The 24,234-nt window shown below is 47.8% G+C and carries 19 protein-coding genes and 1 riboswitch; of the genes, 9 read left to right on the top strand and 10 right to left on the bottom strand.

Features of this window, described 5'->3' with window-relative positions:
- Positions 1-25: 25 nt before the first annotated feature.
- The 6 genes from GO493_RS23525 to GO493_RS23500 all read right to left on the bottom strand — a co-directional run bounded on the left by GO493_RS23525 (position 26) and on the right by GO493_RS23500 (position 6,530).
- A complete protein-coding gene (locus GO493_RS23525; protein WP_157308682.1) occupies positions 26-997 on the bottom strand; it encodes a 2,3-diaminopropionate biosynthesis protein SbnB in 972 nt (323 codons plus the stop codon).
- Between the two features lie 27 nt (positions 998-1,024).
- Positions 1,025-1,993 (bottom strand): pyridoxal-phosphate dependent enzyme, encoded by a 969-nt coding sequence (locus GO493_RS23520; RefSeq protein WP_157308681.1) that lies wholly within the window; start codon positions 1,991-1,993, stop codon positions 1,025-1,027.
- 412 nt (positions 1,994-2,405) lie between these two features.
- Positions 2,406-3,029 (bottom strand): response regulator, encoded by a 624-nt coding sequence (locus GO493_RS23515; RefSeq protein ID WP_157308680.1) that lies wholly within the window; start codon positions 3,027-3,029, stop codon positions 2,406-2,408.
- Between the two features lie 507 nt (positions 3,030-3,536).
- Entirely contained in the window at positions 3,537-3,719 is a 183-nt protein-coding gene (locus GO493_RS23510) for a hypothetical protein (protein WP_157308679.1), read from the bottom strand.
- Between the two features lie 140 nt (positions 3,720-3,859).
- Positions 3,860-6,058, bottom strand: coding sequence for an ATP-binding protein (locus GO493_RS23505; RefSeq protein ID WP_157308678.1), 2,199 nt, complete (start codon positions 6,056-6,058; stop codon positions 3,860-3,862).
- A 250-nt stretch (positions 6,059-6,308) separates the two neighbouring features.
- Complete coding sequence (locus tag GO493_RS23500; RefSeq protein WP_157308677.1) at positions 6,309-6,530, bottom strand: hypothetical protein; 222 nt, start codon at positions 6,528-6,530, stop codon at positions 6,309-6,311.
- Positions 6,531-6,728: 198 nt separating this feature from the next.
- Here GO493_RS23500 and GO493_RS23495 point away from each other — a divergent pair, with 198 nt between their 5' ends.
- Positions 6,729-8,960, top strand: coding sequence for a transferrin receptor-like dimerization domain-containing protein (locus GO493_RS23495; RefSeq protein ID WP_157308676.1), 2,232 nt, complete (start codon positions 6,729-6,731; stop codon positions 8,958-8,960).
- Here the strand turns inward: GO493_RS23495 and GO493_RS23490 are convergent.
- Positions 8,955-9,650: a LytR/AlgR family response regulator transcription factor gene (locus tag GO493_RS23490; protein WP_157308675.1), complete on the bottom strand. Its 696-nt coding sequence runs from the start codon at positions 9,648-9,650 to the stop codon at positions 8,955-8,957. The genes GO493_RS23495 and GO493_RS23490 overlap by 6 nt on opposite strands.
- Positions 9,651-9,780: 130 nt before the next feature.
- Here GO493_RS23490 and GO493_RS23485 point away from each other — a divergent pair, with 130 nt between their 5' ends.
- From GO493_RS23485 to GO493_RS23465, 5 genes are read left to right on the top strand one after another with little or no spacing between them, the layout of a single operon-like run.
- Positions 9,781-10,122 carry a hypothetical protein gene (locus GO493_RS23485; protein ID WP_157308674.1) on the top strand — a complete coding sequence of 114 codons (342 nt, stop codon included), beginning with the start codon at positions 9,781-9,783 and terminating at the stop codon, positions 10,120-10,122.
- Positions 10,123-10,173: 51 nt separating this feature from the next.
- Entirely contained in the window at positions 10,174-11,589 is a 1,416-nt protein-coding gene (locus GO493_RS23480) for a TolC family protein (RefSeq protein WP_157308673.1), read from the top strand.
- Positions 11,590-11,599: 10 nt separating this feature from the next.
- Positions 11,600-14,803: an efflux RND transporter permease subunit gene (locus tag GO493_RS23475; RefSeq protein ID WP_157308672.1), complete on the top strand. Its 3,204-nt coding sequence runs from the start codon at positions 11,600-11,602 to the stop codon at positions 14,801-14,803.
- The gene (locus GO493_RS23470) at positions 14,796-15,878 is read left to right on the top strand and encodes an efflux RND transporter periplasmic adaptor subunit (protein WP_157308671.1); all 1,083 of its coding nucleotides are present in this window, start codon (positions 14,796-14,798) and stop codon (positions 15,876-15,878) included. The genes GO493_RS23475 and GO493_RS23470 overlap by 8 nt, the downstream gene beginning before the upstream one ends.
- 56 nt (positions 15,879-15,934) lie before the next feature.
- Positions 15,935-16,135 carry a hypothetical protein gene (locus tag GO493_RS23465; RefSeq protein WP_157308670.1) on the top strand — a complete coding sequence of 67 codons (201 nt, stop codon included), beginning with the start codon at positions 15,935-15,937 and terminating at the stop codon, positions 16,133-16,135.
- Here the strand turns inward: GO493_RS23465 and GO493_RS23460 are convergent.
- On the bottom strand, positions 16,132-17,076 hold the full coding sequence (locus GO493_RS23460) for a metallophosphoesterase family protein (protein ID WP_157308669.1): 945 nt from the start codon (positions 17,074-17,076) through the stop codon (positions 16,132-16,134). The genes GO493_RS23465 and GO493_RS23460 overlap by 4 nt on opposite strands.
- Positions 17,077-17,334: 258 nt before the next feature.
- Complete coding sequence (locus tag GO493_RS23455) at positions 17,335-18,189, bottom strand: phosphatase PAP2 family protein (protein WP_157308668.1); 855 nt, start codon at positions 18,187-18,189, stop codon at positions 17,335-17,337.
- Between the two features lie 150 nt (positions 18,190-18,339).
- A riboswitch (Fluoride riboswitch) is annotated at positions 18,340-18,418 on the top strand.
- Between the two features lie 48 nt (positions 18,419-18,466).
- Here GO493_RS23455 and GO493_RS23450 point away from each other — a divergent pair.
- On the top strand, positions 18,467-19,726 hold the full coding sequence (locus GO493_RS23450; protein WP_157308667.1) for a voltage-gated chloride channel family protein: 1,260 nt from the start codon (positions 18,467-18,469) through the stop codon (positions 19,724-19,726).
- Between the two features lie 48 nt (positions 19,727-19,774).
- Complete coding sequence (locus GO493_RS23445) at positions 19,775-20,731, top strand: NADP-dependent oxidoreductase (RefSeq protein WP_157308666.1); 957 nt, start codon at positions 19,775-19,777, stop codon at positions 20,729-20,731.
- Positions 20,732-20,766: 35 nt separating this feature from the next.
- Here GO493_RS23445 and GO493_RS23440 read toward each other — a convergent pair whose 3' ends face one another.
- Positions 20,767-21,711: an aldo/keto reductase gene (locus tag GO493_RS23440; protein WP_157308665.1), complete on the bottom strand. Its 945-nt coding sequence runs from the start codon at positions 21,709-21,711 to the stop codon at positions 20,767-20,769.
- Positions 21,712-21,967: 256 nt separating this feature from the next.
- Between GO493_RS23440 and GO493_RS23435 the strand changes: the two genes are divergently transcribed.
- The gene (locus GO493_RS23435; RefSeq protein WP_157308664.1) at positions 21,968-24,139 is read left to right on the top strand and encodes a bifunctional alpha,alpha-trehalose-phosphate synthase (UDP-forming)/trehalose-phosphatase; all 2,172 of its coding nucleotides are present in this window, start codon (positions 21,968-21,970) and stop codon (positions 24,137-24,139) included.
- The last annotated feature ends 95 nt before the right edge of the window (positions 24,140-24,234 follow it).

Genomic DNA, 24,234 nt, shown 5'->3' with positions numbered 1-24,234 from the left:
AGCGTAAGTATCAGTTGTAGGGTTATCAGTCGGGCATTTCAGAACCGGTCTTTCTTGCAATGGCTTCCCTGTAGTAATAATAGCCTGTTGCAATATCGAAGATGGCCATCCCCATAGGGTTGAACATCACAACAGATGGTGCCGCATATTGCCTCAATGCATCTTTGCAAACAACATCGGCAATAGAAAGCGTATCCTGTTTCTGCAATCCTTTCACTTTGTGCATATTCTCAATATCCGTGTTCTGACGGCATACTTCGTCCCAGTCGTCCACTACAATAGCGCTCATATGGTCTTTCATGTCCACTTTATAGTCGCGCAGGGAAACATTCAGTTGTAATGAACCGTTACGCGGCGCTTTGTCTATATAAGGAGCAGCAGAAACAGTACAGGTCATAAAGATGTCTGCATCAGAATATACCTCTTCCCATGAAGAGGCAATTTCCACAAGGCTCCTGAGCTCAGGATCTACCTGCTCTTTGTCAATACCGGCAATGTCATGAAGGAAGATCTTTTCTATCCTGTTGCCCAGTATAGCGGCAGCCATTTTAAGGTGCATCCTCCCGATTGGCCCAAAGCCGTTTATGCCAATGGTAAGTTTTCTGCCGGAAATGTTGGCTTCAAGATATTTGACTATCATCAGGCCGGATACAGCAGCTGTTCTTACTGCACTGATAAGTGAAGTATTGATGACACAAAGGGGAACACCGCTGTCAGGCTCATTCAATATGGTTACGGAGTTTGCCCGGAGTTTGTTTTTGTAGATATTGTCCGGGAAACTGGCTATCCATTTGATCCCTGCCATCGGCAGGGTACCGCCCAGGTAGGCAGGCATGGCAATGATCCTGTTCTTCGGATCTCCATACCGCAGGTAAGGTTTTATAGGTTGTGAATAATCATTCCTGTCAAGGGCTATGATGGCTTCACTGATCACTCCGGTCAGTTCTTTCCAGTCAAATCCGATTGAGCTGATATCATCAGCATTCAGATAGAGCATATATTATTCTTTAGATGATGAGAATCATTATTGCGCAGAAGCGGCAGGTTGCAGTTTTTCCGCCAGTTGCTCCACCCAGTCTCCGTCGTAAATAGTGTCCAGGTAAGTATGGCCTTTATCGGGAAATATCAGCAGGGATGTAGGTTCATCAGTATGCTGACTGTATTTCACATAGTTTTTGGCAGCCAGGTAAACAGCGCCTGAAGAAGCGCCTGCAAAGATGGCCTGCTCATCCAGGAGTTCGTGGCAGCCTCTGATCAGGTCCAGTTGTGAAACGATCACTACATCATCTATAATGGCATTTTCGATGATAGGAGGCACTTTACTGGCGCCGATACCGGAAATATACCGTTTGCCTCCTTCTTTACTGAAAATGACGGAGCCTTCAACGTCCACTCCAACTACCCTGATCCCGGGTCTTTGTTGTTTCACGCTTTTGGAGATGCCTGTAATCGCGCCGCTGGAGCTTACAGCAATGAAGATATAGTCCAGCTTATCGAAAGAAGAGACGATCTCCTGTCCAAGACCATAGTACCCTTTGTAGTTATTCGGGTCTGCATACTGGTCAGCAATAAAGGCGTTGGTTGTACTGGCATACAGCTCATTTACAGTGTCTATCCTGGTAAGCAGGTAACCGCCGGTATGGTCTCTTTTAGTCACTTTTACAACTCTGTATGAAATCAGGTTGAGCAGCGACTCATAGGCCTTATTGATATTAGGGTCTATAACCGGAATGAATTTCAGGTGTAACCTCTTACAGATTGAAGCTGCAGCTATGGCAAGGTTGCCGGAGCTGGAAGCAATGATAGTAGTTCCCGCATTGATAGCGCCTGATCTGATGCCGTTGTAGATAATGCTGAAGGCCGCCCGGTCTTTTGAGCTGCCTGAGAAATTGTTGTACTCTAATTTGGCAAAGAGATTGGCTTTGTCATTTTCCAGCCGGATCAGGGGTGTTTGTCCAATAAAGGCAGCAAGTTTATTAAGTTCCGTTAACATTTATTCCAGGGTTTAATGGCCTTGAGAAAATAGGGGTGTCTGAATGCTGGTGGTGGCAGCATTTATAAGGGTTTTATTGATCGTTTACGTAATAACTAAAATAAGCTGTTTACCGTGTGGAAATTCGTCCTGTAAAGATGTCTTTGATACGCTAAGCTACTCACCATGCAAAAATCTGCTCTCAAAAAGATCTTCTGAAACTTTAAGCTTCATACATCCCCTCTGATTTCTCAACCGCGCGTAGCGCAAGAAAATATCCCCTCAGAAATTTGCTTTTGCCGGAGGCGAAAGCAAATTCTGAGCAGTTCTTTTTAAATAATTCTGATATGAAACTGGTAACAAAAATAGATAAGCAATGTATACAGAACAATCCCTGTAATAGGTGTTTTTCACATCCCTGAAATTAGGGGGCCTACATGAGACTATGTTCAGTCGCGATCTTTATAATAGCCATCATACTATTTACTTTAAACTTCTTCATCATTTTCTTCCTGTGGCCATCAACCGTATATGCACTGATAAATAACTGCGAAGCAATTTCCTGGGAAGTATTCCCTTGGCCTATCAACGCTAATATCTCCCTCTCCCGGCTGGTAAGCTGAGGCAATTGCAAAACAGACTCAGGGCTTGTACTATTAAGTATCTTCTGCGTACCGGAACAGAAATATATACCACCGCCATATACTTTCCTGACAGCATCCGGTATCTCTTCATTAGGAGTGTTCTTAAGTATATAACCACTGGCGCCATTTGCCAGCGCAGATAATATTACATTCCTGTCATTGCTGTTGCTGAACACTATGATACTTACATGGCTATACTCTTTTTTGATATCAGCACAAAGTGTGACCCCATTTATATCCTGCAGGTTAATATCAAGCAGGATAATATCTGGCTGCGTTTCCTGTAAAGCCTCTAAGGCATCTGTTCCCGATGTCAGTTGCTTCTCCAGTATAATATCCGGGTCATTGGAGAACAGGTTCTTAAGGCCTTCCAGTACAATGGGGTGATCATCAATAGTAATAACGCGAATCATAATTTATGATATTGAACATTAATGGTTATGCCCGTCCTTCCTGTCCGGAGGACGGATCGATATTGTGTCTTGTTACATCGGGTTGTGGTGAGCTCAAACAATAGTTTACATTGCTACAGATTGTCCGGGTTCTCATAATAGAAACAAAAAAGTCCACTTTAATATTTCAAACGTTAAAATGCTTAAACTGGGTCCTCAAAGACATAGCATAGCCATGGCTGGGAACAGCATACTTCTTTTTAACAGGATTTGTGTGACAGGTATCAGATGTCTTAAACCGCGTTAACTCAATGGCTTCTGTACTGCTATCTTTCTTTCGCGGCAGAAGAGGGTGGAACGGGGTAAAGTATTATGCGGCGTAAAATTAATAATTCTATTCTTTTCCAGCTCATCCGGACCAAAAAAAATCACTTTTTTGTCAGATTTAAAGAAAGCAGGATTAAAATATTGCCACAAAAAAGGCCGGCCAACCGGCCAGCCCTGAAATGATTTCCTCTTGTTAGCTGATCAGGCGCCTTTCTTTGCAGCAGGCTTATGACCTTTATGAGCAGCTTTAGCAGTATCAGAAACAGCTTTCTCTGTTTTAGCTTTTTCTTTCTTTGCAGGTTTCTGTGCAGGAGTCTGTGCGAAAGTGATTGCGCTCATGCTCATAAATACAGCCGCTACAATAAGACTTTTCTTGAAGTTCATGATCTTTAGTTTTAGAATGATTGAGAAATCTTGTTATTGTTTCTGATGTAAATTTACGGGCATCAGAGGCCGTTTTCCGGGCGGTTTCGGTGAAAAGGGACGAAGTGTCGTTGAAAAAGGAGAAAGTGAAGTCAGGGTATTTACAGAAGTATCTGTAATGTTTCCTGCATGGCCTGCATGCATAGCTGTTTAAGCGTATCAAAGGTAGTAGCTACGGCAGTTGCCTGGTACTTACCGGTATCCGTTCTTTCCAGGGAGGAAAGCAGCGGTTCCAGCCTTGTCTGCAGGCCTATAAAAGATACGGTGGTCTTCAGGTTATGGGCAGTACTGCGTATACCGGGTATATCATCCGTTTCTATAGCCTGCTTAAGCCGGGAAAGGTCTTCCGGCAGCTGGGTAACAAACTGCTGCAGCATATTCTTTTCAAACTCCTTGTCTCCGCGGGACAGCTGCTGCAGGTATTCAAGCTGCACCAGCTTTTCTTCCTGCACATGTGTATGCCCGTTCAGGTGAGCAAACAGTTCGGGGCTGGCAGCCTTCCCGGTAAATACATGGATAAGCCGGAACAGCTCTTCCTCCCGGATAGGCTTGGCAAGGTATTCATTCATACCCGCCTGCAGGCATCTTTCCCTTTCCCCGGCCATAGCATGGGCTGTCATAGCAATGATAGGTATATTGGACTGCAGCTCCATACGTATCTTCCTGGCCGTGGTATAACCATCCATTTCAGGCATCTGTATATCCATTAATATCAGGTCAAAATGATGATTGCTGAGAGCGGCCAATGCCTCCTGCCCGTTGTTCACCAGCTGGAAGTGAAACTTCCTGTTGGTAAGCAGGTGACGTAACAGATGCTGGTTCATGCGGTTATCTTCCGCTACCAGCAGCCGTATGTCCGTTTCATGTGGAAGTATATAGTTTTCAGGCAGATAATTCTCCCCGTTCTCTGCCTGCAGCTCACCCGGCGCATAAGGCAGTTCAACAATGAACGTGCTTCCCCTGCCAGGCTCGCTCTCCACAGATATCTTCCCATGCTGCAGTTCCACCAGTTGTTTAACGATGGTAAGCCCAAGCCCTGTGCCACCGAATTTACGGGTGGTATCCGCCTCCGCCTGGCTGAAACGGTCAAAAATAGCAGGCAGCTTATCCCGCGCTATTCCTATCCCTGTATCGGTAACGCTGAAACGCAGGTATACCGTTTGGGGAATAGCACTGATACGCTCTACCCTGATAGCTACACTGCCCCTGGCGGTGAACTTGATGGCATTGTTGGTCAGGTTGACCAGCACCTGTGTAAGACGCACCACATCACCATACAGGAGGTCCGGTACTTCCTGGTCTATCGTCACTGTCAGCTCCAGCTGCTTTTCCCTTGCTTTAGGCCCGAACATCAGCTGTAACGAATGCAGCATTCCCCGAAGGCTGAAAGACACCGGCTCCAGCCGCATCATCCCCGATTCTATTTTAGAGATATCCAGTATATCGTTGATGATCTCCAGCAGGTTTTCTCCTGCATGCTGGATAGCCGTTACATATTCTTCAGACCTTTCATTAAGGGGCTGTTGCCGCAATAAGTTGGTAAAACCCAGCACAGCGTTCATGGGAGTACGTATCTCATGGCTCATATTAGCCAGGAACTGATCTTTTACAGCGGCCAGTTTCTTTTCTTTCTCGCGGGACTGGTCAAGCGCATCTATCAGCTGCTCCTGTTTATAGATCCTGCTGGTAATGTAAAGGAAGGAAAGGAGGCTGGCAATGCCCGCAAAAAAGAGCATTACAGTGCCCCAGTTCAGCGCCTTGCGGCCACTGGTATCTATGACCTGGGTAGTATGGTTAACAGCCGTTTGCCGGGTGCTGTCCAGCTGGTGAAGGATATTGTTTATAGCTTCTCCGAGACGCTTCCCCTTCTGGGCATTGATCATCCGCTCTGCAGACCATTTGCCTTTGCCATAGAAGGAATCCAGCACCGCTACATTGAAATTATTCTTTTCATCAACAAGATAGTTGAGCTGGGTAAGCAGTTTCTCCGTACTGTCGCTCCTCACCAGCTTGTTGATCTCGGTAAGCTCTGCCCTGATAAGGGCTACTTCCGCTTCAATACCCGTAATATTAAGCGTATCCTGCGATATAACAGTGCCTCTTACCTTACTGTCAGTTTTGGCAATACTTGTCTGCAGCTTCTGTAATTCATTCTTCACATTCAGTTCTGCCAGCAGCTGCTCATTACCGGAAATGAGCTTGCGGATATTCTGTGCGGAGTTGAACTGCAGCACTATGAACAGGAATAGCCCTGCAATGAACAGGGCCATTAAATAATATTTGACCAGTTTCGGCTGCATTGTGATCAGATAATCCGTAAGTGAGATACAAAGATAAATACGAATTAGCTAGTGTCGCAGTTTGATTTTTAGCTGCGCGCAGCGCGAAGAAAAAATATCACAAAAATCGCCTTTGCCGTAGACAGAAGCGACTTTCATGATTAAGTCCTTAACCCGCAATCAGCACAAAAACTAAACCAGGATGTTAGTACGGAATTACGGATGAACAAAGGCTCACCCGTAACCCGTATTTTTCAGAAGCGGTAATTCCTTATTTTGCCTTTGGAGCCGTAGTTGCTGCTGCTGCTTTCTTTGCGTGATGATGTTTCTTATGAGACTTTTTTGTAGTCTTTGCTGTTGATGCTGTTGGCTTTTCCTGCTGTGCTGTAACAGTTGTAGCTGCTTTTGCAGAATGTGCAGGTTTAATGTTTGCATAAGTTGCGGTACCTGCAAGTATCATGGCTGCTGCCATCATTATTCCTAACTTTTTCATGACTCTTTCTTTTTTAAGTGATCAATTAGTTTGTTGACCTAAAGGTACAACAGCAACATGCCCCGGGCCGGCAGATTTGGGTTAACAGGCAACAGCCATCGGTGGAAAAGGAAAAACTGTCGTCGGGGATAATGAAAAATAAAGAATAACCGGTATATTTACCTACTAATTAAGTAGACTAATAAACCCTCTTCTGCAATGAACATGATGAAAACTACCTGTGCCCTCGCTATTGCACTCTTCGTGCTGCATAGTGCACATGCACAGAACAAACCTGCCGGGTTTACCGGCGGGCACGCTGCACAACAACAGGAACTGGAAGCCAGGTTCGATAAGCTTCTCAGCGCTGAAGCCATCGGAAAGAACATTAAGACACTTACCGAAAAACAACATTACCTCGGAATACCGAGAGATAAATGGGTGGCCGAAAACATTCTCCAGCAGTTCAAAAGCTACGGATGGGATGCCAGGATAGAAACCTTCCAGGTATTGTTCCCTACGCCCAAAACAAGGATACTGGAAGCAGTATACCCTGACAACTATAAAGCCGTTCTGAAAGAACCTGCCTTAAAGGAAGATCCTACTACCGGCCAGCCGGACGAGCTTCCTACTTATAACGCCTGGAGCGCAGACGGAGATGTAACCGGCGAACTGGTATTCGTCAACTACGGACTGCCGGAAGACTATGAATACCTGGAACGCCTGGGAATAGATGTAAAAGGAAAGATAGTAATAGCCAGATACGGCCGCTCCTGGAGAGGTACCAAGCCAAAAGTAGCGCAGGAACACGGCGCCATCGGCACCATCATCTATTCTGATCCTGAAGATGATGGTTATTACCAGGGAGAAGTATACCCCCAGGGGGCATATAAAAGCGAATACGGCGTACAGCGTGGGTCCGTACTGGATATAGTAGTATACCCCGGAGATCCGCTGACGCCAGGGGTAGGGGCAACGGAAAAGGCCCAACGCCTGGAACGCTCCGCCGCTCCCAACCTCCTGAAGATACCCGTACTACCCATCAGCTATCATGACGCAGCTCCATTACTGGAAGCCCTGGGTGGGCCCGTAGCTCCTGAATCCTGGAGAGGCGCCCTGCCTTTCACCTATCATGTAGGGCCAGGTAAGACCAAAGTACACCTGAAACTGGAGTTTGACTGGAAAATAGTGCCTGCATATAATGTAGTGGCTACACTGAAAGGCAGCGAATACCCTGATCAATGGGTCATCCGTGGCAATCACCATGACGCATGGGTATATGGGGCTGCAGACCCGGTAAGCGGCCTGGCGGCATTACTGGAAGAAGCCCGCGCCATCGGCGACCTGGCTAAGAAAGGATACAGACCTAAAAGGACCCTGGTCTATACCGCATGGGACGGTGAAGAACCCGGCCTGCTGGGCTCAACAGAATGGGCGGAAGAACATGCCGCAGAACTACAGCAAAAGGTTGTGGCATATATCAATTCAGACGGCAACAGCAGAGGATACCTCGGTGCCGGTGGTTCTCACGCACTGGAACCCTTTGTGGCGGAGATAGCAAAAGATATCAGCGATCCGCAGACAAACATCAGCATCGCAGAAAGGAAACTGGCTTCAGATGTAGCAGCGGCATCTAACACCAAAGCAAAGAAAGACCTGCTCAACAAGAAAGACCTGACCCTGAGCGCCCTGGGCTCCGGCTCCGACTATTCCACTTTCCTGCAGCACCTGGGCATCCCTTCCCTGAACATAGGTTTCGGCGGAGAAGGGGCAGGAGGAGAATACCACTCCATCTACGATACTTACGATAACTACTCCCGCTTTAAAGATCCCGGGTTCGCATACGGAACAGCACTGGCAAAAGTTGGCGGACATGCGGCATTAAGACTGGCAGATGCTGACCTGCTGCCTTTCGATTTCCGTAGCCTGTATAAAACCGTGAACGGCTATACTACAGAGCTGGTAACACTGGCAGACCAGATGAGGGAAACCACCCTGACAGACAACCAGCTCATAAACAGCAATGTCTACCAGGTCACCAGCGATGCCACCAAGCCGCTAAAAGCACCCGCACCCAAATCTGAAGTGCCTTATATAGACTTCTCAAGATTGCAGAATGCCCTTGTTGGACTGGACAGCGTATCCCGCCGTGTATACGATGTATGGAATAAGAAACAGGTGCCTGCCGCAAAACTGGAGGCTTTCAACAAAGCCCTGTTCCAGGCGGAACAGCAGTTGCTGTCAGATAAAGGCTTACCTAACCGCTCCTGGTACAAACACGTCATCTATGCACCTGGTTTTTATACCGGCTACGGCGTGAAGACATTACCCGGTATCAGGGAAGCTATTGAACAAAGAGAATGGAAAGAGGCTGACGAACAGATAGGCATTGCTGCTGCCGCAATAAACCGCCTTACCGGTTACCTGCAACAGGCCCTTAACAGCTTATAATAAATTGAGCCGGCTGTTGAGTGCAGCCCGGTAAGCATCGGCTACAGGCACTGCCTCCTTTCTGATAATGATGGCGCCGTCTTCTATAGCATCAATCTTATCCAATGCTACAATATAAGAACGGTGTACACGCATGAAACGGGAAGGAGGCAGTTTCTCTTCTACCGCTTTTAAAGTGGAATGAATAGCATGGAACTTCTGCGTAATATGCAGCTTTACATAATCACCCATGGCTTCCAGGTAAAGTATGTCGTCCAGGCTGATCCTTTTCAGTACTCCATTGTCCCTGATAAAGACAAATTCACTATCCGAACTGTGCAGTTCCTTTGAACTGCCGGATACGATCTCCCTGGCCTTATCTATAGCCTGGATAAACCTGGCAGGGCTGACAGGCTTAATAAGATAATCCGCTACATTCAGCTCAAACGCCTCTACCGCGTAATCCTTTTTAGCCGTAGTGAAGATGATGACAGGCCCCTGTTTCCCCAGGTTGCGGGTCAACTCTATACCGCTCATTCCCGGCATTTCAATATCCAGCAGCAACAGATCTATCTTTTCCTTCTGCAACAGGTTATATGCCTCTATGGCACTGGCACATTCACCCAGCACCTGCAACCCGTCCACATGGCTTACCAGCTGTTTCATGGCAGTACGGGCCAGCTTATTATCGTCTATAATGAGACAGTTCATAAAGCAAATATACTGAACTGGTATATGCGCTCCGGTACAACGGTATTATAATTCGCTTAAAAGAGGGAAGGGGGCTGTCATTTATAAAGATGTTTGGGTATCTTGCATCATCAATTAAAATGGGTCTCAATTGAAACGGCTGTTACTGTTTTTATTAGGTATATTTATCCTGCCTGTACTACAGGGAGGCCCGCATGTTGCCAATACTGTTTCCCGCATTGACACAGTTCTCCATTCATTCTCTGCTGCAAAACCGCGCGCCGTACAGCTGGAGCCCTGCAATATGTTCCAGCAGCACAGGCTCCGCACCAAGGCGCTGAATGACTATCATGAGCTGTTCCTGTTTGTTGCCAGTATCCGCATCAAACCTCTGAACTTTATTTATTCCGTTCCTGTCTATAAAGGATATAAGGAATCATATATCAGCGTAGCAGTCACGCTCAGTGACTGGCGGGGCCCTCCCACAGCCTGATCCTACAGATCGTATTTCCATCATTTTCTAATTTAATTCACACTGTCATTTATGATATTTCATAAAGGGGCAGGGGTGTGTATAGTGGTGTTATGCCTGTTTACAGGCATGACAGGGCATTCCTTTGCACAAACGCTTACATTGCAACAGGCTGTTACACTCACCCTGCAACATTATCCTTCATTAAAAGCAAAACAAACTTTATCCCAGGCGGCAGAAGCACAGAGTATTGATGTACGGCATAACAGATGGCCCTCCGTCAAACTGATGGAGGAAGCCACTGTCGGTACAGACAACGGCATCTATGGCTCCTATTTTCCGCTCAGCACCGTACCATCCACATCTGGCGGTATCAGGGATGGAAACCGTTCAGATCTGATGAGCGGCAACATAGCGCTGGCGCAGGTGCAATGGGAGATATACAACTTCGGCGCATACCGCACACAACGTGAAGAGGCTGCGCAGAAACAGAAAGTAGCCGGTTATGATGCAGATATTACCGCCAATGATCTGACACTGTCAGTTGTCCGGGACTATATAGGCCTGCTGCAATACCACCGGCTGATGAAGATCCAGGAAGATAACATTGCCCGCACCCGCTCCGTGCAGAAGGCCGTTACATCAATAGTATTACACGGATTGAAACCTGGAGTGGACAGCTCCATAGCTGCGGCAGAACTTTCCAAAGCCCGGCTCAATTACCTGGACATCCGCAATGCCTATAATCGCGTACGCGCGCATCTCGGTATCCTTACAGGCCTGGACAGCGCTGCCATACAGCCAGATACGCTGTATGACGAACATCTGCCGCAATTACTGACCTCCGGGGCAGATACAGTCTCCATCACACCTGCACATCCCTTGCTGCGCTACTATAATGGCCTGTTGTTACAGCAACAGCAACATGAACAGGTAACAAAAAGAGCCGCGCTGCCTAAGGTCAACCTGCTGGCAGCAGGCTGGCTGCGCGGCTCCAGCGGACAATACAATGATATCTATAACAAAGACCTGATGACAGGCCTGGGAGTCAGCCGCTATAACTACATGGCAGGGCTGGCCATCACCTACAACCTCATGGACATCGGCCATACAAAAGACAAAGTGCGTGAGCAGCACCTGCGTACCCAGGCTGCCGCTCAGCAACTGGATGCCTCACACGCCATGCTGGACAACCAATTGCAACAGGCGCGCCTGGACATACAAACTGCCGCAGAGAAGCTGCAGGAAATGCCGGCACAGCTGAATGCCGCAAGGGCAGCCGCTTTGCAGAAGATGGCATTGTATAAGGGCGGGTTAACCAACATCATTGAGGTGACCAACGCCCTGTATGTGCTGAACCGTGCAGAAACAGATCTTATACAAACCAGGAATACAGCCTGGCAGGCCTTGCTGACAGAAGCATATGCGGCCAACACTATCCGGGAGCTGTTACAACAGCTGGAAGTGGCACGCAGCAGTAAACCTTAAAATCATTATTATGTCTTTAGTTACTTCCGCACTGAAAAAGCCATTGTCCGTGGTAGTGCTTACCCTGGGCATGTTCCTTTTTTCAATACTGGCAGTCCTCAATATCCCTATAGATATCTTTCCTAAGCTCAACCTGCCCACTATCTACGTGATAGAGCCTTATGGTGGTATGTCCCCGCAACAGATGGAAGGCTTCTTTGCCACCCGTTTGCAGGACCAGTTCCTCTATGTGAACGGCATTAAAAATATCAGCAGTAAGAATATACAGGGGCTGACCATGATCAAACTTACTTTCTATGAAACCACCAATATGGCCGAAGCCTCGGCCCAGGTGGCGCTGCAGGTGAACAGGGCCATGAAGTTCTTCCCTCCGGGCGCATTACCGCCACAGGTAGTACGTTTTGACGCCTCGTCACTACCGGTAGGACAACTGGTGTTCAGCTGTCCCAACAGGTCACTGAAAGACATTTATGACCTTGCCAACACACGTGTGAGGCCCATGTTCGGCTCCGTACCGGGACTGTCCGCCCCGCCACCGTTCGGGGCCAACTCCCGTTCCGTGATTGTGAATGTAGATCCTGCCCGCTTACGCAGCTTCAATATGAATGCAGATGAAGTGGTGGAAGCTATTGCAAAGAACAATGTGATGACACCCTCCGGCAACATCAGGATCAATAACACCATGTATGTAACCACCATCAACTCCCTCGAAAAAGAAGTGCAGGACTTCGGAGACATTCCCATCACCACCAATGGCAACTCTACCGTATTTATCAGGGATGTGGCCAACGTTGCTGATGCTGCAGATGTAACGGTCGACTATGCACTCGTGAACGGAAAACGCTCCGTATACATACCCGTAGTAAAAACAGCAGATGCCTCTACCTGGGATGTGGTAAAACAACTGAAAGCCCGGCTGCCGGAAATGCAAAGCCTCCTGCCGGAAGATGTGAAGGTGACGTACGAGTTTGATCAGTCCGTATTCGTGATCAACGCAGTGAAAAGCCTGCTTACAGAAGGTATCCTGGGCGCCCTGCTTACCGGTATCATGGTGCTGGTATTCTTAAGAGATCTGCGGAGCTGCCTCGTAGTGGTGATCACCATCCCGGTAGCCATACTGGCAGCAGTGCTTGGCTTATACCTGGCCGGACAGACCATCAACCTCATGACGCTGAGCGGCCTTGCACTGGCTATAGGAGTACTGGTAGACCAGGCCACAGTAACAATAGAGAATATCCATCAGCACCTGGAAATAGGTAAGTCAAAAAAACAGGCTATCTATGAAGCATGCCAGGAAATTGCTTTCCCCCTGTTGCTGATATTGCTATGTATACTGGCAGTATTTGCCCCTTCACTTATCATGACCGGTGTGCCAAAGGCCATGTTCCTGCCTTTGTCACTAAGTATAGGCTTTGCAATGATCGCTTCCTATTTTGCGGCACAATCACTGGTACCCGTACTGGCCAACTGGTGGCTGAAAGAAGGGAAATTCAATCACGGCCTTGCACTTGACAATGAAGAAGTGAAAGAGATCGAGGCTGATCTGCAACATCATACCAGCACCCGGTTTGACCGCTTTAAAGACCGCTTCCTGCAGCTGCTGGAATGGCTGGGAAAACGCTCCCGCCTGGTAACCACCATCTACCTGGTATTGGCTTTTGGTATAGCAGCAGGTGCATTCATGCTGATAGGAAAAGACCTTATGCCGCATGTCAATACCGGTCAGTTCCAGCTACGTCTGCGGGAACCTGATGGCACCCGCCTTGAACGCACAGAAGCAAAAGTACACCAGGTGCTGCAGCTCATAGACAGTACCGTGAACGGGCACGTAGCCATCAGCTCTGCTTACGTAGGGCTTATTCCCAGCAGCTACGGCACCAGTAACCTCTACATCTTTAACAGCGGCACACATGAAGCAGTACTGCAGGTAAACCTGGATGAAGATTACAAAGTAGATATAGAAACGTTGAAGGATACACTGAGAAGCGTGATCAAGGCCAGGCTGCCGGAAATGCGAGTGTCTTTCGAACCGGTAGATATGACAGAGAAGATCATGAGCCAGGGAGCGGCAACACCCATAGAAGTCCGTGTAGCGGGGAAAGATATGCAGCAGATAGAAAAGTATGCAGGCAAGCTGGTAAAAGAACTGAAAGAAGTGCCATTCCTGCGGGATGTGCAGATAGCGCAGCCTTTGCATTACCCTGTCATTAAGATCGATATAGACCGTTTTAAAGTTGCGCAGATGGGGCTCAATATGTACCAGGTAGCCCGCTCTGTAACAGCCTCCACGTCCAGCAGCCGCTTTACGGAAAAGAACCAGTGGCTGGACGAAAAAGTAGCCTACACTTACCAGGTGCAGGTACAGGTGCCGGAATATATCATGCAAACCATCAATGACCTGAAGGAAATACCACTGGTGAAAGGTCAGGCCCGGCCTGTGCTCGGAGATGTAGCCATTTTCTCCAACAGTGAAATGCCGGGAGAGTTTGACAGGGCCGGCACCAGGAGATTTGTGACCGTCAGCGCGAATATAACAGGTAAAGACCTCGGAGCGGCTACCAAAGTAGTGCAGCATGCTATCGATGAATTGGGTACACCGCCAAGAGGACTGAAAACAGAATTGAAAGGCAGTTCCAGCCTGCTCACAGAAACGCTGAACAGCCTGCAGAACGGCCTGCTGCTGGCCATAGTAGTAATATTCCTCCTGCTGGCGGCTAATTACCAGTCATTTAAACTGAGCCTGGTAGTGCTGGTAACAGTACCGGCAGTAATTGCAGGCGCCCTCGTCATGCTGCTGCTAACGGGAGCTACGCTCAACCTGCAGTCCTATATGGGCATGATCATGTCTACCGGCGTATCTGTAGCCAACGCCATCCTGGTAGTCACCAATGCAGAGAAACTACGACTGGAGTTTAAAGATGCTTACCGGGCGGGGATCACAAGTGCAGGCATCCGTTTACGCCCTATCCTGATGACCAGCCTGGCCATGATTGCAGGCATGGTTCCCATGGCCACCGGCCTGGGAGAATCCGGAGATCAGACTGCCCCCCTGGGGCGGGCAGTGATAGGAGGGCTGATAGCCTCCACCCTGGCAGCATTGCTCATCCTACCCCTGGTATATGCCAGCATACAACGGAAGAGCAGCCTGGCTTCTCCATCTCTCATGCCTGATAATCTTATTGACGAATTAAAAACAACATCCACTCATGTATAAATATCTGTTCATCATAAGCGCTGTAGGTCTTGCCGCCTGTCAGCAGGCGGTTTCCAAAAAGAAAGAGATCAAAACAGAAGATAACAACCGCTATGAACTGGCTTCCGTGGTCCACGGATCCTTATCGTCCAGCATTCAGCTGCCGGCAGTGCTGGAGCCCTACCAGAAAGTGAGCATTTATCCGCGGGCGGCCGGCTTTATAAAAAATGTGCTGGTAGACAGGGGCAGTGTAGTCCGCAAAGGACAGCTGCTGCTGGAGCTGGAAGCACCCGAGGTGATCCAGCAGTATTACGCCGCCCAGTCAAAATACCTGCAGGCAAAAGCAGTATTTGCGGCCTCCAAAGACAACTACCAACGTACACTGGCAGTAAATGAAACACCGGGCACTATCTCCGAGCATGATGTAGAAGTAGCAGGGGCAAAAATGACGGCAGACAGTGCCATTATGAACAGTGAACTGGCCAACTTACGTGCCCTGGAAGTGACCAGGGGCTATCTGAAAGTAACAGCGCCTTTTGACGGGGTGATCACAGAACGTAACATCCACCCGGGAGCGCTGGTTGGACCGGTTGCCAATGCCGGCAACGATGGCCGGCCCATGCTGATGCTGGAAGAAGAGAACAGGTTGCGCCTGGTGGTACAGGTACCGGAAGTGTACAGCGCACAGCTGTCTTCTGCAAGACAGATCTCTTTCCAGGTCAATGCCCTGCCGGGCCGGACATTTACAGGGACTATCAGCCGGCAGGCAGGTTCCCTCAACAACCGCTATCGTTCTGAAGCTGTGGAAGCAGACGTACAGAATGTACAGCATCTGCTGAAACCTGGCATGTACGCTGAGATCACTATTCCCGTTACAGGCTCTTATCAGGCCATGGTCGTGCCTGCCAGCGCTGTAGTAACATCAACGGAAAAGAAGTATGTAGTGACTGTAAGACAGGGGCGTACCAAATGGATAGATATACAGGAAGGCAACCGGCATAACGATTCTACCGAGATCTTCGGTGCATTACAGCCGGATGAAAAGGTGATCGTTCATGCAAATGATGAGATCGGAGAGGGGATAGTTGTTGACTAGAACATAAGATCAAACGGCAGCATTTTTGTGTTTCCAACTGTAAAAGCCTTTTTATTATGACGATGAAAAAATCAACCGGCACACAAAGGGCCATCAAACAGGTGAAACGCAAAAATGCTGCTGCTTCAGATCATCAGCCTGTCAAAAAAACGCCGAAACCGGAGTACAATGATGACAGGAATAATACCCTTGAAGGATATGATGAAAATGAATGGGATGCCAAAGATAAAGCTGACGAACAACGACGTAAAGCTTAGACGGTCCAGCCGTAGTTAACGTATTCATTATCGAAGCTGCCATCATCATACAGGTTCACCATCGCATACCCGTTATCTGTACGGTAACGCATGCCTTTCCACCAGTTACCGCTGACAGCGCCGTTACTGATGTAGGTTACGCCATTGTATTTTACTTCTTCATACAGGTGAATATGACCGCTCAGGCATAATTTTACCTGCGGATGTTTATCAAATAAAGCTACTATCCTGGCAGAATCTGTATGCATGGATGCCAGCCCCAGCTGGTAGCCGGTATCTTCTTTGAATTTATTGTCAACCACTACAGTGGCTGCAGAAACGATAGGTGCATGTGAGAATACTACCACCGGCTTTTCCGTATTGGCTGCCAGGTCTTTCTCCAGCCATGCAAATTGCTCCTCATCCAGCTGACAGGTATACCATACCCCGTCTTTCTTAGGCTGTATGCTGTCCAGCACAATGAAATGCCAGCCCGCTTTATCAAAGCTGCGGTAAGGCTTTTCCAGTTTCATCATCTCCAGCGCATACTTCTTGCCATAAAGCAGGTCTGTGGTCTGACCGGCGCCCCAGCAATCATGATTACCGATACAGTATTCAACAGGAAGACTGTTATCGCTTTTCATAAGACCATGCCAGAGCTTCCATTGTACTTCTACGCGGTCTTTGGGTTGTTTGAGAGCATCCATGATACAATCTCCCGTGTTCACGATCAGCGCAGGCGCATCTTTCTGGCCCTGTATATGATGCAGGCATTTGGCCAGCCCTTCAGGGGCTTTCAGTTCAGGCTCCAGGTGAACATCGGTAAGATGGGTAAAACGTAATACACGCTTTCTCTGTAACAGGGTTGTAGTGTCAGTAACAGATGCAACGGCGCGAATACCTGGCAGGGCGCCGAGAAATGCGCCGAGCCCCAGGTTTTTCAGTAAAGAACGACGGTTCATAGTTTCCTTTTTTTACAAACATATCTGTTGAAGATTACAGATACCAGATCTGGTTGAGTTATTAATATAAAAATAATCTTCTCTCAGATAACTGTTTACTCCCCTCACAAAAAAAACAGCTCATTCTCCTCACAAAAACAACTCAACCTCCTCACAAAAACCTGCTCATTCTCTCCTTAAAAGAAGCCGCGCAGCGCCTCCACACAAAAAAACGCTTTTGCCGAAGGCAAAAGCGTTTTTTTGTGTGGAGGCGCATAATTATTTCGTCACCACTAACGACAATCCCACACTCTTCCACTGACTATCATAAGTAGGCATCAGTATCGTAGACGAAGAAGACCTGCCATTAAAAACTTTCTGTACTTTAGGATACAACCAGTACGCAGCCTTGGTACTAAGTATCCCCAATCCCGCACCAGCTACAACATCACTGAACCAGTGACGGTTATTATAGATACGCATTACACCGGTAGCAGTAGCCGCCGCATATCCTGCAACGCCATACCACGGACTAACCTCATGATATTCCTCCCACATAAACTGCGCACCCATAAAAGCCGTAGCAGTATGACCGGAAGGAAAAGAATTATATTGAGTCCCATCAGGACGCTGCCTGTTGGTAAGCGCTTTCAACCCATCCACACTTCCTTTCATCATCAGCACAGACATACCCAGCAGGATAGAACGCTCCTTCAGATTATGTTTACCCTTGATACCTACCGCGTTCAGTGCATACACTGCCAGGCCCGGGGCATACATGAGATAATTATCAATAGTAGTATGGAAGTTGGCATGATCTTCGTGCACTTCATTCTTCGTAGTTTGATCCAGCGATCTGACGGCGGGATTGAAAAGGGAGAAGGCTCCATAGGTCAGCAGTACCGTAGGGATAGCCAGGCTCACCATAGAGGTCCTGTAAACAGGAATTGGCTTTGCCTGCGCATCCTGTCTGAAGGTTTGCCTTATTGCTGGTAAAATAGTATCTGCTGCCGGTATGTTAACCGCAGGAGCTATTGCTGTATCTACAGCCCTGAATTCACGATGATTGCCTTTGTCATCAGCCTTTGCACAGAGTGTAACCAGTTGTAGGCAAGCGAGTAATGTATACTTCATGTGTTTGTTTAGTACAGGTAAACAGTCACCAAATAAGCGTAATAGTTACTTAAGTTAATACAAAATTGACAATTTTCCATAAAGAATTGATCAAGCCCCCTCTGCTTTAACTATAATTTCACTTTTTTAACATACAGATAGTATATTTGCCGCATACCAGGAAATGGTGTCTTCCTGCACAAGAACCGTCTCATCCGTCAGGATGAAGTCTGATGGCGCCTGCAAATAGTTCTTAACGTACCATGAGGGTACGTGGCGTTTTCTTTATTTGTAGGCTATGAAATACATAAAACAATCCTTTGAACAATTGACGATTGCTTACCAGCTAATCCGGTGGACAGTCATCATCATTCCCGTTGCACTGATAACAGGTACCCTGGTTGCCCTTTTCCTCTGGCTGCTGGACCTGGTAACTGTCTGGCGATGGGAACAGGGATGGCTGCTGTACCTGCTGCCACTGGCGGGCATCATCATTTACCTGCTGTACAGGGAATTAGGTAAAAATACAGAAGGCGGGAATAACCTCATCATGGACGAGATCCATCAGCCCGGTGGGGGAGTACCCGCCCGTATGGCGCCCCTGGTGCTGGGTACTACCATCATCACCCACCTGTTTGGCGGTTCTGCCGGAAGAGAAGGCACAGCGGTACAGATAGGAGGCAGCATGGCCAATATGCTGGGCCGCTGGATGAAGCTGTCGCCCGCAGATACCCGGATCTTACTCATGACGGGCATCGCCGCCGGCTTCGGTGCCGTATTTGGTACCCCCGTGGCCGGGACGGTATTTGCACTGGAGGTGCTGGCCATCGGCACTATCCGCTATGACGCACTGGTACCCTGCCTTATCGCTGCTGTATTTGCCGATATCGTATGCTCTGCATGGGGCATTCACCATACACATTACCAGATCCTCTTCAAAGATAAAGACCTGCTCAACTTCACCCTGCTTACCAAAGTAATCCTGGCAGGCGTAGGTTTCGGACTGGCGGGCTTCCTCTTCTCCATATGCATGCATACCATTAAAAAGCAGGCAAAACAATGGATCAAACCCGCCTGGCTCATACCCGTAACTGGCGGAGTAATGATCATCATCGGCTGCTGGCTGCTGGGCACAAGAGACTATATCGGGTTGGGCGTAACTTCACTAAGCCCCGGCTCAGTCAGCATCGTGAACGCTTTTAAGCAAGGCGCCATATCTGACTGGAGCTGGTTATGGAAATTATTATTTACAGCAGTTACCCTGGGCATGGGCTTTAAAGGAGGGGAAGTAACTCCCCTGTTCTTTATAGGCGCCACACTGGGGCATACACTGGCCGTATTACTGGGCGCACCTGTCGATCTATTTGCAGGACTCGGATTTATTGCCGTATTTGCAGGTGCAACCAATACGCCATTGGCCTGCACGTTAATGGGCGCAGAACTTTTTGGCACGACACATGTGCTATACTTCGCCGTTGCGTGCTTTACGGCTTATTATTTCAGTGGACATGCGGGTATTTACAGTGCACAGCGTATTGCCGTTTCGAAAAAATATTGAGCAATCTGATTATATTATTGAATAACCTCGACAAAAAAGACATCTTGTATGAAGGCTGTAGCCGTAACCCGATTTAAAGCAGCTCCGGAAGTGATGGAGTTGCCTGAGCCAACATTGAAACCAGGAACAGTACTGGTGCGTGTAGCCGCAGCAGGTATGAATCCTTTTGACTGGAAACTGATTGATGGTATACTTGATGGTAAAATGCCGCACAACTTCCCCCTGATCATGGGAGTAGATGGTGCCGGTACAATAGAAGCCGTAGGAGAGGGCGTAACCCGCTTTCATACCGGAGATAAGATTTACGGACAGTTCATACATGCTCCTATCGGGGAAGGCTCTTATGCTGAATATGCCATAGTACCTGAAAAAGCAGCCATTTCACATGCCCCCGAAAGCATCCCGCTCCTGGAAGCAGCAGCCATACCCACTGCCGGCATGACCGCCCAGCAGATACTGGAAAAACTGGGGCTGAAACATGAACAGATACTCCTGCTCGTAGGCGCTACCGGCGGTGTCGGGTCTTTCGTGATCCAGCTGGCTGCCATGCAGGGCATTTACGTAATTGCCACCGTAAGCGATGAGGAAGGCGCAGAGCGTGTAAAAAAGCTTGGGGCAAGGGAAAGTGTCAACTATAAGAAATTGTCCGTAGAAAAGGAGATAAAAGCGAAATACCCCGATGGTATAGACGGCCTGATAGATCTGGTGAGCAATGCGGAGACCTTTAACACAATGGCTTCCCTCGTAAGAAAAGGCGGCGCGGCGCTGACCACCGCATTTGTAGCTGAGAAAGAAACATTGTCGCAAATGGGTATCAGTGGCGGGAACTTCGAAACACACGGCAACCCAGCCTCTCTCGATGCCTTGACAGATGCTATCAATAGCGGACAACTACGCGTACCTGTAGAGACTGTGATCAGCATGGAAGATGTGCCTGCAGCAATAGAATTAAGCAGAAAAGCAAAAGGAAAAGGTAAAACAGTTATAAAGATAAATATTGGTTAACCGGCCACAGACCGGTTAACCTTCTCCAAAAAAAATTACAGATAATCACTCGCAATATTCAACTTCTCAATAGCAGCAGCATCTAAATTCAACTCCGTCGCCTTCATAATCTCTTCCAGCTGTGAAACACTCGTAGCACTCACAATCGGTGCAGTAATATCCGGCCGCTGCACCAGCCACGCAATCGCCACAGCAGCCTGGCTTGTACCATAATCCCCCGCCACTTCATCCAACGTCTCCAATATACTCTGCCCCCGCTCATCAAGATAACTCAACGCCTTGCTACCCCTCTGGCTTTTCGCCACATCTTCCTTTGAACGGTATTTCCCGCTCAGAAACCCACTGGCCAGTGAATAATAACTGATCACACCCAGGTTATACTGCTGCGTAATAGGAGAATATTCCCTCTCAAACTTCTGACGGTCATACAGGTTATATTCCGGCTGAAGGGATTCATAACGGGGATAGCCATGTGCTTCACTGGCCTGCAGGGATTGCAGCAGTCTTTCAGGGCTCATGTTACTGGTCCCGATAACTCTTACCTTACCCGCTTTGATCAGCTTCTGATAAGCTTCCAGCGTAGCTTCCACCGGCGTGCTGAGGTCATCGTAATGCGTCTGGTACAGATCAATGTAATCTGTCTGCAACCGGCTGAGAGACTCTTCCACCTTCTTTTCAATATAGGAAGGAGAAAGGTTCGGTTCCTTGCCGGCTCCTACTTTTGTGGCAATAACCACCTGGTCGCGCCTGCCACTTTGCTTCAACCATTTGCCAATAATAGTTTCAGATTCACCCCCTTTATTGCCAGGTACCCATGCAGAATACACATCTGCTGTGTCAATAAGATTGAAACCTGCAGCCACAAAGGCATCCAGGAGTTTAAATGAAGCCGCTTCATTCGCTGTCCAGCCAAAAACATTCCCGCCAAATGCAAGTGGCGCTACCTTTAATGCTGATTTTCCCAATTGTCTTTTTTCCATCTTTATAGCTTATTTAATTTTTTTTATTTTCTTCGCTGCACACAGCGCAAATTAAAACCACGCAGATACCCTGCCTAAATTTCGTATATTACGCTCACTTTTCATGATCCCTGGCTGATCATTTTTTCTGCACATCGCAACAGGGTCTCTTTCCGTATCCATTTTCAGGTGCGTTTTTTGTTAGGGGCATTCCGTAAGAAAGGACTGGCATTGTTCTTATGCTTAGATTATTTGATATAAACGAGATAACTGTATTATGAGTAAAACCATTATTGTATCTAACAGACTACCGGTAAAAATTACAGAGAAAGATGGAGAGTACGTGTTAAATCCGAGTGAAGGAGGTTTAGCTACAGGCTTGGGTTCCATTTACAGGCAAGGGTATAATATCTGGATAGGATGGCCCGGTCTTGAAGTGAACGAGGCATATCAGCCTCAGATCAGGGAACAGCTGACTGAGATGAATCTGATGCCCGTGTACCTCACACAGGAGGAGATCAATAACTATTATGAGGGATTTTCGAACGAAATACTGTGGCCTGTATTCCACTATATGTCCGTTTATGCCCGCTATGAACAGGTGTACTGGGATTATTATTACCAGGTGAACAGTAAATTCCGGGATGTGGTGCTCCAGGTGGCCGAACCGGGAGACGTAATATGGATCCACGACTACCAGCTCTTATTATTGCCCGGAATGATCCGCGCCGAAGCACCGGATGTAGCTATCGGTTATTTTCAGCATATCCCGTTCCCCTCTTTTGAGCTGTTCCGCCTGATACCCTGGCGTGCAGAATTGCTGGAAGGTATGCTGGGTGCAGATCTGCTGGGATTTCATACTTTCGATGACAGCCATCATTTCCTGAATGCAGTAACCAGGCTGCTGCCGGTAAATGCTTCCGCCAACGTGGTAATGGCCAATGACCGTGCAGTAATAGCAGAAACCTTCCCTATGGGAATAGATAACGCAAAGTTTGAAGAGCTCTCTGACGATCCGGAAGTACTGCGCCAGCTGGAAAGCCTGAAGGAAGCTTTCGGAGATACACATATGGTGTTATCGATAGACAGGCTGGATTACAGTAAAGGCATCCTCCAGCGTTTACAGGCATTTGAACTGTTCCTCCAGCTCTACCCGGAATATGTGGAGAAGGTGATCCTGTACATGATAGTAGTACCATCAAGAGATACCGTAACACAATACAAAGAATTAAGAGATGCCATTGACAGGCTGGCAGGCAGTATCAACGCACGCTTCCGTACAATAAACTGGCATCCCATCAATTACTTTTACCGCTCTTTCCCCGTAGAAACGCTGGCAGCCCTGTATAATTTCGCTGACATAGGTCTCGTCACCCCCATGCGCGATGGTATGAACCTGGTGAGCAAGGAATATGTTGCCAGCCGCAAACATAACAACGGAGTACTGATCCTGAGCGAAATGGCAGGGGCCTCAAAAGAACTGCAGGATGCCCTGATCGTAAATCCCAACAATATAGGAGCTATTGCCAGGGCATTGCATGAAGCGCTCAATATGCCGCTGCAGGAACAGACCCGCCGAATGAAACAGATGCGCCAGGTAGTAGCAAAGTTCAATATAGCGCACTGGGTAAAATTATTCATGGCAAGGCTGCAGGAAGTAAAACAACTGCAGCAATCCATGCTGGCAAGAAGAATGAGCATAGATATGCAGGGACATGTACGCAAACTGTACCGGAAAGCACATTCCCGCGCCATATTCCTGGATTATGACGGTACACTCGTTGGGTTCCAGGCTAATATAGACATGGCAACACCAGACCAGGAACTGTATAGCCTGTTGAAAGAGCTTTCCGCAGATCCTCTCAACCACCTGGTCATGATCAGCGGCCGCAAACATGAAACAATGGAAGAATGGCTGGGACATCTGAAGCTGGACCTGGTAGCCGAACATGGCGCATGGCACAGGAAATACGCCGAAGACTGGCAAAAACTGCCTGGACTTGATGCTCAGTGGAAACAGGATATTCAACCCATACTTGAAACATTCACTGACCGTACACCAGGGTCTTTTATAGAAGAAAAAAGCTATTCACTGGTATGGCATTACCGCAAAGTAGAAGCAGGCCTGGGAGAACTGCGTGCCAATGAATTACTCAATACGCTCCGCTACTTTGCCAGCGATATCGGTTTGCAATTATTACCGGGCGATAAAGTGATAGAAATAAAGAATGTAGAGATCAATAAAGGAAAAGCAACAAGAACATGGCTGGCAGACAGGGAATTTGATTTCATACTGGCTATCGGTGACGACCATACGGATGAAGATATCTTTAAAGCTTTATCTCCGGAAGACGTTACCATTAAAGTAGGCAGCCAGGTATCTGCTGCAAGATATTATCTGAGGAATTACCAGGAAGTACGGGCCTTTTTAAGATCATTAATCCTATAATTTTGAACGCCGGTGCTCAATTTATAAGCCGCGCGCAGCGCAAAAATCCTCCCACTCATAAAAAACGCTTTTGCCGAAGACAAAAGCGTTTTTTA

Source organism: Chitinophaga tropicalis, assembly GCF_009758205.1.
GTDB lineage: Bacteria > Bacteroidota > Bacteroidia > Chitinophagales > Chitinophagaceae > Chitinophaga > Chitinophaga tropicalis.
This window is presented reverse-complemented; position numbering and strand designations above follow the sequence as displayed.

Excerpts from the sequence above, each read along its gene's own strand:
- GO493_RS23525 (WP_157308682.1), bottom strand. The coding sequence starts at position 997 with ATGCTCTATCTGAATGCTGATGATATCAGCTCAATCGGATTTGACTGG.
- GO493_RS23520 (WP_157308681.1), bottom strand. The coding sequence starts at position 1,993 with ATGTTAACGGAACTTAATAAACTTGCTGCCTTTATTGGACAAACACCC.
- GO493_RS23515 (WP_157308680.1), bottom strand. The coding sequence starts at position 3,029 with ATGATTCGCGTTATTACTATTGATGATCACCCCATTGTACTGGAAGGC.
- GO493_RS23510 (WP_157308679.1), bottom strand. The coding sequence starts at position 3,719 with ATGAACTTCAAGAAAAGTCTTATTGTAGCGGCTGTATTTATGAGCATG.
- GO493_RS23505 (WP_157308678.1), bottom strand. The coding sequence starts at position 6,058 with ATGCAGCCGAAACTGGTCAAATATTATTTAATGGCCCTGTTCATTGCA.
- GO493_RS23500 (WP_157308677.1), bottom strand. The coding sequence starts at position 6,530 with ATGAAAAAGTTAGGAATAATGATGGCAGCAGCCATGATACTTGCAGGT.
- GO493_RS23495 (WP_157308676.1), top strand. The coding sequence starts at position 6,729 with ATGAACATGATGAAAACTACCTGTGCCCTCGCTATTGCACTCTTCGTG.
- GO493_RS23490 (WP_157308675.1), bottom strand. The coding sequence starts at position 9,650 with ATGAACTGTCTCATTATAGACGATAATAAGCTGGCCCGTACTGCCATG.
- GO493_RS23480 (WP_157308673.1), top strand. The coding sequence starts at position 10,174 with ATGATATTTCATAAAGGGGCAGGGGTGTGTATAGTGGTGTTATGCCTG.
- GO493_RS23475 (WP_157308672.1), top strand. The coding sequence starts at position 11,600 with ATGTCTTTAGTTACTTCCGCACTGAAAAAGCCATTGTCCGTGGTAGTG.
- GO493_RS23470 (WP_157308671.1), top strand. The coding sequence starts at position 14,796 with ATGTATAAATATCTGTTCATCATAAGCGCTGTAGGTCTTGCCGCCTGT.
- GO493_RS23465 (WP_157308670.1), top strand. The coding sequence starts at position 15,935 with ATGACGATGAAAAAATCAACCGGCACACAAAGGGCCATCAAACAGGTG.
- GO493_RS23460 (WP_157308669.1), bottom strand. The coding sequence starts at position 17,076 with ATGAACCGTCGTTCTTTACTGAAAAACCTGGGGCTCGGCGCATTTCTC.
- GO493_RS23455 (WP_157308668.1), bottom strand. The coding sequence starts at position 18,189 with ATGAAGTATACATTACTCGCTTGCCTACAACTGGTTACACTCTGTGCA.
- GO493_RS23450 (WP_157308667.1), top strand. The coding sequence starts at position 18,467 with ATGAAATACATAAAACAATCCTTTGAACAATTGACGATTGCTTACCAG.
- GO493_RS23445 (WP_157308666.1), top strand. The coding sequence starts at position 19,775 with ATGAAGGCTGTAGCCGTAACCCGATTTAAAGCAGCTCCGGAAGTGATG.
- GO493_RS23440 (WP_157308665.1), bottom strand. The coding sequence starts at position 21,711 with ATGGAAAAAAGACAATTGGGAAAATCAGCATTAAAGGTAGCGCCACTT.
- GO493_RS23435 (WP_157308664.1), top strand. The coding sequence starts at position 21,968 with ATGAGTAAAACCATTATTGTATCTAACAGACTACCGGTAAAAATTACA.